Annotated in this window: 7 protein-coding genes; 6 read left to right on the forward strand and 1 reads right to left on the reverse strand. The window is 69.7% G+C overall.

The window, feature by feature from the left end; translation table 11 throughout:
- Nucleotides 1-65: 65 nt before the first annotated feature.
- The 6 genes from OG876_RS12185 (at nucleotide 66) to OG876_RS12210 (ending at nucleotide 8,308) form a co-directional block, all read left to right on the forward strand.
- Nucleotides 66-905, forward strand: a complete 840-nt coding sequence (locus tag OG876_RS12185; RefSeq protein WP_328524925.1) for a hypothetical protein — start codon at nucleotides 66-68, stop codon at nucleotides 903-905.
- Nucleotides 906-3,644, forward strand: coding sequence for a CHAT domain-containing protein (locus tag OG876_RS12190; RefSeq protein ID WP_328524926.1), 2,739 nt, complete (start codon nucleotides 906-908; stop codon nucleotides 3,642-3,644).
- The gene (locus OG876_RS12195) at nucleotides 3,637-4,386 is read left to right on the forward strand and encodes a hypothetical protein (RefSeq protein ID WP_328524927.1); all 750 of its coding nucleotides are present in this window, start codon (nucleotides 3,637-3,639) and stop codon (nucleotides 4,384-4,386) included. The genes OG876_RS12190 and OG876_RS12195 overlap by 8 nt, the downstream gene beginning before the upstream one ends.
- Nucleotides 4,387-4,633: 247 nt before the next feature.
- On the forward strand, nucleotides 4,634-5,389 hold the full coding sequence (locus tag OG876_RS12200) for an ABC transporter ATP-binding protein (RefSeq protein WP_328524928.1): 756 nt from the start codon (nucleotides 4,634-4,636) through the stop codon (nucleotides 5,387-5,389).
- Complete coding sequence (locus OG876_RS12205; RefSeq protein ID WP_328524929.1) at nucleotides 5,374-7,206, forward strand: hypothetical protein; 1,833 nt, start codon at nucleotides 5,374-5,376, stop codon at nucleotides 7,204-7,206. Before OG876_RS12200 ends, OG876_RS12205 begins: the two co-directional genes overlap by 16 nt.
- 124 nt (nucleotides 7,207-7,330) lie before the next feature.
- Nucleotides 7,331-8,308, forward strand: coding sequence for a helix-turn-helix domain-containing protein (locus tag OG876_RS12210; protein WP_328524930.1), 978 nt, complete (start codon nucleotides 7,331-7,333; stop codon nucleotides 8,306-8,308).
- A gap of 44 nt (nucleotides 8,309-8,352) precedes the next feature.
- On the opposite strand, the gene OG876_RS12215 is transcribed toward OG876_RS12210, so the two are convergent.
- Nucleotides 8,353-11,964: a S8 family serine peptidase gene (locus OG876_RS12215; RefSeq protein ID WP_328524931.1), complete on the reverse strand. Its 3,612-nt coding sequence runs from the start codon at nucleotides 11,962-11,964 to the stop codon at nucleotides 8,353-8,355.
- Nucleotides 11,965-12,032: the final 68 nt, after the last annotated feature.

A 12,032-nucleotide genomic window follows, 5' to 3' on the forward strand; every position in this document is an offset into this window, starting at 1 on the left:
TTGTCTCGCTGATCGATCCGTGCGTTGATTTATGAGAATGGTCCGTCCGCGTGGTGGGAGGGGCGATGGACCGTGAGGGTGGATTCGTCATCCTGGACGACGCGCCGCTGGAGGGGATGGCCGCGGCCGTCGAACGCCTGGCGGACCAGGACGACGAAGCGGCTGCGGCCGCGCTCGAGCAGCAGCTCGACGAGCAGGAGGTCGGGAAGGCGGGCGACCGGGGGATCCTGCGCGACCTGCTCGAACAGTTCCGCGGCGTGCAACTGGTCGACGATCTGGGCACGCACTCGACCAAGCTCGAGTGGCTGGCCTTCCACGTCCCGCCAGGGGGAACCGGCCAGCTCCAGCTCGAAGTCGCCGGGACACAGCATGCGGCGGTGCAGCTGAAGGTGATGGGCCTGGGCGGTGGGTCCGGGCGAAAGTTCACCTTCGGAGCCGAGCGCGACCTCGGCACGCGAGACCGGTGCTTCGCGCTCGGCGCGTGGATCGACGTCCGGCTCCGGACGTTCCGCGGCCGCGGCGCCGATGCTCCCGAGGACCTCCGGGTGGACGTCGAAGCGGTCACCAACTCCTACCTCGAGCCCTTGCAGCCCTGCGCCCTCTGCTTCACCGACGCCGCTCGTCGACCGCCCCGAGCGCATCCGGCGGGCATCGGGTGGGATCTGACCTCGGACGACAAGGGTGTGACCGAGCGCGTGACCGTCGAGTTCACCCGGGAAGCGGAGCTGGAGGTCACCCTTCAGATCCCGGGGCTGTCGCTGGGCGGACTGGTCCCCGGTGTCGCGATGAACCGCGAGGTCCGCAGCCGGTGTGAGGCGTCGTACACGTTTCCAGGGCGCGCGAACTTCGTGGGCTACGAGCTGATCGGCCGGCGAAAGGACTTCCCGTTCTGGGGGCGGTCCTAGATGGCTGCGTTCGAGGTGCTCCTGCACCAGTACTGCACGCGCCCGGGGCTCGGCGGCGTACCGCCCGATGACGACGGCCTGCTGCTCGAGCGGGTGTTCCGGCGCTGGGCCGAAGCGGAGCGGGCGATGGGACAGGGGCGTCCGCGCCAGGCGTTGCAATGGCTCGCGGAGGCTCGCGCGCTGGACAGTTCGACGCCCGATCCGGTTGCCGCTGCCGAGCTGCTCGCCGGCGAGACGAGGTGCTGGGTCGCACTCGACGAGCCTCGCGAAGCGATCGGCCCGGCGCGGGCCGCCTGGGAGCGCTGGCTCGGACTGGCGAACGGACCGAGCGCCGACGTCATCCTGCCCGCGGCGCGTGCGCTGCTCGCCGTCCTGTCCTCGCCGGATCCACCGCCGAAGCTCAGCGACGCCGAGGTCTTTGCCGCCTGGCTCGAGGACCACCTCGTGATCGAGTTCCAGCGGAGCTCCGGCCTCGTCCTCGGCCTCCTTGCCGATGTGCATCGCGTCGACCTGGCCGACGAGGTCGCCAACGACTACCTCGGCTGGATCGAGCGGTTCACACCCGAGGCCGGGCAGGGCCTCCTCCGGGCTCGGTTCGCGCTCAGGCTCGGAGACGTCTACGACCGGTGCGACGACTCGGCCCGCGCCTTGGCTGTGTTGCAGGACGGCTTGCAGCGTCTCGACGGGTACGCCGACCAGCCCGAGATCTCCAACCTCCGAGGCCAGTTGACGTTCAACGCGGGCAACCAGCACGCCAAGCTGGGACAACTCGAGGATGCACTGGAGGCGTTCACCTCGGCAGCGGAGATCGGTGTGGGCGGACCCGTCGAGGCGGCGCTCCGAACTCGCTACGCCGTCGCGTTCACGAAGTACCAACTGGGGCGGGAAGACGGCCTGATCGAGGAGTTGGCCGACCTCGCCTGCCGGTACGAGGAGGTACTGACAGAGTCGACCGCCGGCGGATCGGATCTCGATGTCCGGCAGGGCCTCGACGTCGTCTACCGGCTCTGGCTGAAGCTGGAGACGGCGCGGTTGGACCCGGCCGACGCCCGCGCCGTTGTCCGCTTCCTGCATCTCGTGTTCGCGCTCAAGGAGGAGGAAGGCAAGTTCTGCAGCGTCACGCAGGCGATGGAGCGGCGACCGGACGCGGCGTTCCACTCCGAGATCACTGTGCTGCTCGAGCGGTTGACGAGTACAGCGACCGGGGTGCTCGTCGTCGAGTCCGTGCCGGATGCCGTCCTCCTGGTTTCACTCTCTGGGAGCAGCGTGGCGGTCCAGCTTCTCGATCGGGACGCGGCCGCGGTGGTCGGCGACCTCATCGCCGAGCAGCGACTGGCGACCGACCGCCTCTCGAATCGGGCGATCCCTGCCTCGAGCCCGCCGAGTCCCCGCCATGTGCAGGCCTGTCAGGCGATGTGGCAGGCGCTCGATCCCGAGCTCCGCGCGCACATCGACGGCGCCCGGGTGCTCGCGGTGGTGATGGACAGCAGTACGGACCTCGGCGAACTGCCGATCGAGATCCTCCATGACGGCACGACGTACCTCGGCCTCCGCAAGCGAATCGTTCGCTCGCCGGCGCTCCGCGACCTGAACCTTTCGCTGTCCCGCAACCTGGTGAACGCCCGGCCGACCGGCACGGCGATCGTCGTCAGAGCCGAGGACGCGCTCGTCCACGCCGACGCGGAGACGAGCATGGCCGTAGCCGCTGCCAGCGACCTGGGCATGACACCGAGTGTCCACCGAGCGCCTGAACCCTCGACGCTCCTGCAGGACCTCGGCGCCGGGGCCGACCTGCTGCATTACGTCGGCCACGGACTCGCCGACAGGATCGGCGAGGAGCTTCCGCTCGGTCCTGGCAAGCGGCTCACGGCGCGTGGATTCGAGGCGATCGGACCGGCGCCGGCGCCGTTCACCATGCTCAGCGCCTGCCTTGCCGGGCGCAGTCGGCAGCTCCGGACCGGTCAGGAGCACGGGTTCGTCACGGCGCTGATCCGGACCGGAGCACCAGGCGCGATCGCGGCTGCCTACATGGTCCCGGACCATCTCGCCGCCGAGTTCACGGCATTGCTGTACTACTTCGCCAAGGACGCGCTGCTGACGGATGCGATGCTGCAGGCGCGCCAGACCCTCGCCGATGACGGCTACCACCCGGCCGCCTGGGGATGCTTCGTCCAGCACGGCGCTGCCGACCTGCGCCTCGGCCGTCCGCACCTGAGTGAGCCGAGCACGTGGTCGGAGTGGGCGTCGCGGTACCTCGCGAGCGGGACCGAAGAACACCTTCGCGCCGCTCGCGAGGGGCTTGCGGACGATACGCGCCTGCCGGCCAACCTCGCACAGGCGGTCGACGACGACCTCCGGGCGCTCGCCGAACACGACGCGGCCCACTTCGCCGCAAGCGACGAGGCGATCGTCGACCAACTGTCGTCCACCTCGCAGGCGGCGATCGTGGCAGCGATGGTGCGCTCGTACGGCGAGTTGCGCCACGCCACCGCCGACGCGGCGGACCGCGAGCACAAGGCCGAGGTGATCGTCGCGCAGTCGCGCACCATCGAACGCATCCTCGGCGACTCGTATCTCCTGGTCGCCGCCGCCGTGGAGTTGCGCAAGCACCTCTTGCCGTTCGGCGACAACAAGACCGTTCTGGACGCGGCCCAACGTCGGCTCCGCTGGTTGAGCGCCGACGAAGAGCCGCTCGACGGGGCGCGACGCGCCCTGATTGGGGAGGAAACACATGTCTGACGACGAGCCCATCTACATCGATGTCGGCGAACTGGCCGGTGTCGACGCCGACACCTACGCGGCCGCCGACAGCGGCGATCGCCAGGCGCAGAAGCTGATGCTCCGCAACCTGCTCACCTCGGAGGCGTCGGCGGCAGCCCTCACCACCGGCCATTGGACCGCGTGGATGCTGCGCATGATCGCGACCGGAGAACGCCAGGCGACTGCCGACATGCTCGGCTCGATCGCGGAGGCGGCCCGCGCGCACCAGCTGTCCACGGAGCAGAAGGCGGCGCTCGACGAACTTGTCGAGCAGTACTTCGGTCCGGGCGCGGTCGGCGCGGCGACGGTCAACAGAGTGCGGGCGGCGTTCGCCGGGGAGGAGCGGGAGTCGGCTGTCGTCGATCTCTATCTGGTCAGCGATCGGTTGGCCAGCGGTGAACCGGTCGGCCTCGACGAGGTGGCCGACGCCGTGGAGACGTCCGAGGCGCTCGAAGCGCCGGCCGCGGAGGCGTTCTTCACCGCGGTCACCGCCCAGCTGAGCTATTCGGCCGACCCGGTCGCGGCGTTCCGGTTGGCCGTCGATGCACTGGAGAAGTACGTCGAACTGCGCGAGCAGGACGAGGTCTACGCGGGCAAGGTCGGGATGACCGCGCTGCTCGGGTCGCAGCTCGCCGACATCGCGGGCGAGCCGCAGGCGTCGATGATGCTGCGCGCCGCATACTTCGACGAGATCCAGGCCTTCCAGTCAGCCGACAACTGAGGGCTCAGAGCGACCCGCCGTTGGTGGAGCGGGGGTCGGTGACGGCTCCGACCCGAGCACCACCCACAGCCGCAACTCGGCCGCCAGCGCCATGATCTGCTCGAGCTCCGCGCGGACGACGCCCCAGTCGACCTGCGACCTCCGTGAACCGGCGGACGGGTGACCGCGGGTCCGACCGGCAGGTGAGCGGCCGGATCCGTCGGGAGAGTGACGCCTGGGGTCGGTGGCGGATGAGAAGGTGCTGGCTATGGAGCACGCGTTCGAGCTGATCGGGCTGACCAAGACTTTCGGCGACCAGCGGGCGGTCGACAACCTCAGTCTGACGGTCCCCAAGGGATCGTTCTTCGGGATGCTGGGGCCGAACGGAGCCGGCAAGACGACGTCGTTGTCGATGGCGGTCGGGCTGCTGCGGCCCGATGCCGGTACGGCGAAGATCTTCGGAGCCGACGTCTGGCAGGAGCCGACGAAGGCGAAGGCGCTGGTCGGCGTACTGCCGGACGGGCTGGGGATGCCGGAGCGGCTGACCGGTCAGGAAGTGCTGACATATCTCGGCCTGCTGCGCGGCCTGCCCGAGGACGAGGTCAAGGCGCGTACGGCGGAACTCCTCCAGGTGCTCGAGCTCGACCACGAGGATGACAAGCAGGTGATCGGCTACTCGACCGGGATGCGGAAGAAGCTCGGGCTCGCGATCGCGTTGCTGCATGCGCCGCGGCTGCTCGTCCTCGACGAACCGTTCGAGGCCGTCGACCCGATCTCGGCGGCGACGATCCGGACCATCCTGAACAGGTTCATCGCCGGCGGCGGCTCGGTGGTGATGTCGAGTCACGTGATGGCGCTCGTCGAGCAGCTGTGCGACCGCGTGGCCGTCGTCGCCGACGGGAAGGTAGTTGCTGCAGGCACCGTTTCCGAGGTGCGGGCCGGCGGCAGCCTGGAGGACGCGTTCGTGGCGCTGGTCGGAGCGTCCACCCGGGGCGCGGAGGGACTGTCGTGGCTGTCGGCCTGACCTATGCGACGTCGCACACGCTGGTCCGGATGCGGCTGGCCGCGTTCCGGCACGCGCTCAAGGACCAGAACCGGCTGACCTGGATCGTCGGCGGTGGATTCGTCGGCCTTGTGCTCGCCGGCGGCACCGTCTGGGTCGCGGCCCGCGACACGGACATCCTGGCCGTCGCGCTCGCGGTGTGGATGCTGGGCTGGATCATCGGGCCGATGTTCGCGGGCGGTGGTGACGAGACGCTCAAGCCGGAGTACTTCAGCATGCTGCCGCTCCCGCCGCGCACGCTGGCCACCGGCCTCCTGACCGCCGCGCTGGCCGGCGTCGCGCCGGTCATCAGCCTGCTCGCCTTACTCAGCCTGCTGGTCGTCGGTGCGCAGTTGAGTGTCGCGGCAGCAGTCATCGCCGTACCCGCGCTGCTACTCCAACTGTTCTGCTTTGTCCTGGCGTCCCGGCTCGCCGTCGCCGTGTACGGCGTACTCCTGCAAGTCCGGTCGGGTGCGGTCATCGCGGCGCTGGTCAACGCGTTCATCCTGGCCTTCACCGCGCAGGGGTGGGCGTTGATCGTCGCCTTCGTGTCCACCGACCTGCAAGGCTTTCTGGCGAGTGCCGCTCGCATTGCCCCGTCCGGCTGGGGTCTGGTGGCAGTCGAGGCGGCGGCGCGCAACGATTGGCCCCAAGCGCTGGTGGCACTTGCGGGTCTGCTGCTACTCGGCGCCGTGATGCTGGTGGCTTGGTCCGCCCTGCTGGTCCGACGGACGACGAGCAGCCGTGCGGGCAGCAAACCCCGACGGCTGCTGAGCGCGACCAACGCACGTGACGCGGCTGCGGCCAAGGAGACGCGGTCCTGGACGCGGGACCTGCTCTACGGTCACCGGGCTGTCTTCGCGATCAGCTACGGGCTCTTCTTCTGCCTGATGCCTCTCGCGATCGGCTGGAAGGCCATGCTGCCGTGGGCCGGTCCGGCTGCCGTCGTGATGGCCGGTTCGATGTCCTCCAACCTGTACGGCTCGGACGGTACGGCGCTGTGGACCACGCTGATGATTCCGGGCTCGGCCCGGCCCGATGTGCGGGCACGGCAGCGCGCGTTCCTTCTCGTCTTCGGTCCGCCCACTCTGCTGATCACACTGCTGCTGACCTGGTGGTCGGGTTACGCCAGCGCCTGGCCGCTCGTGCTCAGCGTGCTGCCGGCCATCCTCGGTGGCGCGGCCGGTCTCGTGGTCGCCTGCTCGGTGTACGCCGCCGTACCGACGACCGATGCGCACAAGCGGTCCGGCAATCCTCTCAACGCCGGCGAGAACGAGGGCGAGACGATGGGCATCGTCTACCTGATGCTCGTGCTGGTGTCGCTGACCGCGGGGCCGGCGCTCGTCGCCGCACTGGCCTGGTCGTGGTGGGGCGTGCCGATCGGTGTCCTGTCCGGCGTACTGGCGTGGTGGTACTTCGGCCGGCTGGCGGCCCGACGGCTCGATCGCCGGGGTCCGGAGTTGCTCACGCTGCTCAGGCACGGCCGATCCGTGATCGGGGAGATCAAGCGGTCCAACCTCGAGAAGCTCCCGCGCTGGCGTCGGACCACGGCCGGCTTCTGCCTGGGTTTCGCCGCGATCCCCTTGTTCCCGCAGGCCGTCGTCCCGGCGATCTTCCTGCTGACCGGCAACCATGACACCAAGTCGTGGTTCCTCGCCCTCTACGTGCCGGCGCCGTGGCCGTGGGTCGTGATCGTGGCGATGGCCGCGCTCGGCGTGTCGATGTATACGTACGGCGGCCTCACCTATCTGCGCGCGAAGCCCGCTCGGGGTGGCTCGACCGCGGTAGCCGCAGAGTAGGGCTGCCCCGGTGCCTCACCCGGCTCGTGATGGCACAGGGATGCCGTGGCCTTGGTGTGCCATTGAGAAAACCCTCGTGCCACCGCTGGAAACCCTGCTTAGGTGGTGCCCGGAGGTGGGGTCGATGCACGACGGCTCGTTGCTTGATGCCCGTGAGGAACAGGCCTACCGGCTGCTCGTCGGGCTGTCCGCCGCCAAGGCCGCGGAGCTGGCCGAGGTCGCCGAGCTGCCGCAGCACGAGGCGGCCGAGGTGCTGCAACGCCTGCAGGCCAAAGGGCTGGTCGCGGTCCAGCCGGCCGACGAACCGGTGTTCCGGGCGCTGCCGCCGGACGTGGCCCTGGGTACGACGCTGCTCCGCCGGCAGGAGTCACTCGAGGCGGCCCGGAAGACGGTGGCGGCGCTGAGCGAGGAGTTCCGCGCGAGCGCGAGCCGCCGGGACGCGCACCACCTGGTCGAGGTGATCGTCGGGGCGGCCACGCTCCGCGAGCGCCTGCGCGACCTGCAGGAGTCCGCCCGCGAGGAGATCCTCTGGTTCTGCCGCGCCAACCCACTGGCGATGCAGGGCGCCGAGAACACCGAGGAGTACGGCGCGCTGTCCCGCGGCGTCCGGTATCGCGCGATCTACGAGCGGGCGCTGCTCGAGACGCCAGGTGAACTCGACTCGATCGCCGAGGGCGTCGGCTGGGGCGAGGAAGCCCGCACCCTGCCGACTCTCCCGGTCCGGCTGGCGATCGTGGACCGGTCGACCGCGATCTGTCCGCTCGTCCGCGACGACGAGATGAGGATCGGCGAACCGACCGCCGCGGTGATCAGCCGCGGTCAGTTGCTGGACGCACTGCTTGCGCTCTTCGAGAGCCACTGGGAGCAGGCGACGCCGGTGCGATTGCGGCCGGACGACACTCTGGTGGCGGAGGGCCTGGACGACTCCGAGCGATTCCTCCTCTCCTTGCTGGTAGCCGGCGTACCGGACAAGTCGATCGCATCCCAGCTGGGCATCAGCCGCCGTACCGTCCAGCGCCGGCTCGACCGGATGATGGCCCTGGCCGGCGTCGACACCCGCACCGGACTGGCGTACCAAGCGGCCAAGCGCGGTTGGATCTGAACGAGCCCGCACCCCCGGCCGGAGGGTGCGGGCCTTGATCGGGACTACTTGACGCCGTACGCGCGGATCACCGTCTGCGTGATCTTCGTGCCGTTGGAGCCGGTCGCCTGGACCTTCAGGGACACGGAGTCGTGTGCGTTCGCGACCACGGCGAGATAGTGGCCGAGGGCACCTACCACGGGGAGCTTCCGCCAGGTCTTGCCCTCGTCGAAGGACGCCCAGGCCTGCAGGCCGGTCGAGCGCGGCGCGTCGAAGCCCACGACGTGGGTCCGGGCGCCGACCCGACCGGTGAGATCGGCCGGGACCGTGTAACCGACCTGCAGCAAGGACAGCGGGGTCGCCTTGTCGTCCGCCTGCTTCGCCGATCGGAACTCCCACGACGTCTGCGTGCGAGTCCCCCAGTTCCACTCGCCGTCCGGATCGATCCGCTCGGTCGAGAGGTCCAGCTTGTACGACGCGTCATCGCTCGACGTGATCACGTCCTCCCACGCGTCCGGCAACTCGGCGACAACCGTGCCGTTGCGGGACAGGATCGCCGAGGACGACGTGGTCTCGCCGACCGTGTAGTGGCCGGCCGCATCCACGAACGAGGGGATCCGCAGCGACAGCCGATCACCGGTCCGAGTCGACACCACACCCGGCGCGGCAGCCGGGCGTACGACGGGACCGAACCACGTCTCGTCCGATGTGCCCGTCTGGTAGCTCAGCGGCAGTGTGGTCAACCCACCGGCCAACGGGTTCATGTCGTCCCAGGTGTAGAGGTGGTGCACCCGGTGCTGCCAGAGGGAGTCACCGGACGTGACCCACTCCTCGCGGACCTTCGGCGTCTGCACGAACCGCTGCGCGTCGTTCCACGAGTACTCCTGCCACGGCCGCCACCCGAACCGCTGCTCCTTGGCCCAGTCGAAGCCGCCGTTGTCGGCGTACCGGGTGGTGATCCGTGCGCTGTTGGCCGGCGTCACCTTGTAGTCGATCTTGCTCGGGATGAATCCGGTCGAGACCTGCTGTACGTCGTACAGGTACGGGCTGGACGTGGTCAGGGTCAGGTCGATGGTGGCCCGGCCCTTGGTGGCGCGATCGACCAGCTTCTGACCGTCCTTGAACGTGGTGACCATGGCCGGGATCGGCTCCCGGTCTCCGGTCGGGCGCCAGACCGTCCACGCCGACCAGTCCGCCGGCCGGATCAGGATCACGGCCGCGGCACCTGCCTTGGCAGCCGCCTCGATCTGCGCCTGCTCGTCGTCGGAGTCCAGCACGACGAGTGCGCCCTTCGCGTCCTGCAGCGACGAGACGAGCCGGAAGCGCTTCTTCCCTTCGTACGACGGCGACTGGTGCAGCAGGTTGATGTCGAGCGGCCCGGTCACCCCGGACACCGACGCCTGGACCATCGGCGCGACCAGCTGCCAGCGGGACGAGAACTCGAAGCTGCCGTCCTTGACCGGCTTGGTCGGGGTCACGTTCACCTGCTTGACCGTGCTGAAGTGCATCACGCCGTGGCTGATGGACCGGCCGTTCCCGTACTCGCGGTGCACGTAGTAGCTGAGCACCGCCTGCTGCTCGGACGGCTTGGGCGTCTCGATGGTGATCGGCACCGCCTTGCGGGCGTCGATGACGACCTCGATGTCCTGGGTGACCGCGATGTTCGGGTCGGTGAAAAGGCTCACCTGCTCGTCCTGCGGGTCGCTGTTCTCCACCAGCGAGTGCAGCAGGTACGTGCCTTCCTCGACCTCGGCGGTGTAGGTCGACCCGTCCGGGATCCAGGCGAGTACGTCCGATCGCGAGTTGTCGCCGTACAGGGAGATGACCGGGACGCCGGTGGGCTGCCCGTCGAGGCCGACGGCGCGCAGCGTCACCTTGTGCTTCGGGCCGGACCGGAGGGCGCCGACCGCGGTGTGGGTGACGATCCCATCGGGGCCGGTGGCAACGATCCAGCCGCTGTGCAGGCCGCGGTCGAGCTTGGTCGCGGTCAGGTTCACAGGTACGTCGGTGCTGCCGCCGGCCGGGACCGTGACAGTCGCCGGGACACCGAACGCGTCGGTTTCCGGCTTACCCGCGTCCACGTTGGTCACGGCGACCGAGAGGCTCAACGTGACCGGGTCGGTGCCCAGGTTGCGGTAGGTGATCGTGCGGCTCGACGCGTCGGCCGCGGTCTGCAGGCCGAAGTCCGCGACGCCGGTGGCGAACACCTTCTGTGCGGTCGCCCGGGTCAGGTCGACCCGGCCCGCGCCCTGCTGGTAGACGGTCTGGTTCGGTTGGGTCTTCGCCGTGCTGACCAGCGCGTTCTTGAGCTGGTCGGCCTTCCAGTCCGGGTGCTGCTGGGCGAGCAACGCCGCGGCTCCGGCCACGTGTGGCGTCGCCATCGACGTACCCGAGGCGGCCGTGTAGAGGTTGTCCACCGGGTCACCCATGATCGTGCCGGCGGCCCGGGCGGCGATGATGCCCACACCCGGGGCGGTGATCTCCGGCTTGAGGCCGGCGTCCCCGAGCCGCGGTCCACGGCTGGAGAAGTCGGCCAGACCGTCGTTGCGGTCCACGGCGCCGACCGTCAACGCGGACGCTGCGGCGCCCGGCGTACCGACCGTCTCGTCCTGGCCCTCGTTACCGGCCGCGACGACGAACAGCGTGCCGGTCTGCGCGGTGATGTCGTTGACCGCCTGGCTCAGCGGGTCGGTGCCGTCGGTCGCCTCACCGCCGAGGCTCATGTTGACGACCTTCGCGCCCTCGGCCGCGGCCCACTCCATCCCGGCGATGATCCACGAGTCGTAGCCGTACCCGTCGTCGCCGAGCACCTTGCCGACGAGCAGGTCGGCCTTCGGCGCGACGCCCTTCCGGGTCCCGCCCGCGCCGGCTCCCGTACCCGCGATGGTCGCGGCGACGTGCGTACCGTGGCCGAAGTGGTCCACGGTGCCGCTCGGGCTGCCGGAGAAGTCCTGGCTCTCCTTGACCTTGCCGGCCAGGTCCGGGTGTGTCGCGTCGACGCCGGTGTCCAGTACGGCGACCTCGACGCCGGAGCCCTCGTAGCCGGCCTTCCACGCGTCGGGTGCACCGATCTGCGGCACGCTCTTGTCGAGCACCGGGCGCACCTTGCCGTCCAGCCAGATCTTGGTGATGCCGCTGTTCAGCGACCGCGCACCTGCGGCCGGCTTCAGTGACTTCCACAGCTCGGGCAGCTGATCCTTGGCCGCGTCCACGGCCCGGCCACCGATCGACGGGAGCTGCCGGGTGGTCGTCGTACCGGCGAGGACCTGCGAACCGCGGAAGCCTGCGTTGTCCTTGACGATCAGCGGGAGCTGCCGCGCGGCGGAGTCGCCGTACCCGTCGGCGATCAGCTCGTCGACGTCGAACAGGTCGACGTCCAGGACGCCGGTGGAGATGTACGGTACGGCGTCGCTCGGCAGGACGCGGAGTCCGCCGTCGGCCTCGATCGTGTGGAACGAGACGCCCTCGCGACCCGCGGCGGGACGGACGGCGGCCGCCTTCTTGCCGGCGCCGGCGTCGGTCACATCGACGACATCGCCGGTGATCAGCGTGACCGTGGTGGTCTTGACAGTGGTGTTCCCGGCCCTCGGCGTCGCGGCGGCGGCCGGGTTGGCCGTCACCACGCCGAGGGTGAGCATCGCCGCAAGGGTGGCGGCGGTGATCCGGTAGGGGGACATAGTTCTCCTTCGAGAGGATGGGGGCAGGCACACCTCTTCTTCCGAGAGAGTCTGCAATCAGGTCACCG

The sequence above is a fragment of the Kribbella sp. NBC_00359 genome (assembly GCF_036097425.1).
Lineage (GTDB): Bacteria > Actinomycetota > Actinomycetes > Propionibacteriales > Kribbellaceae > Kribbella.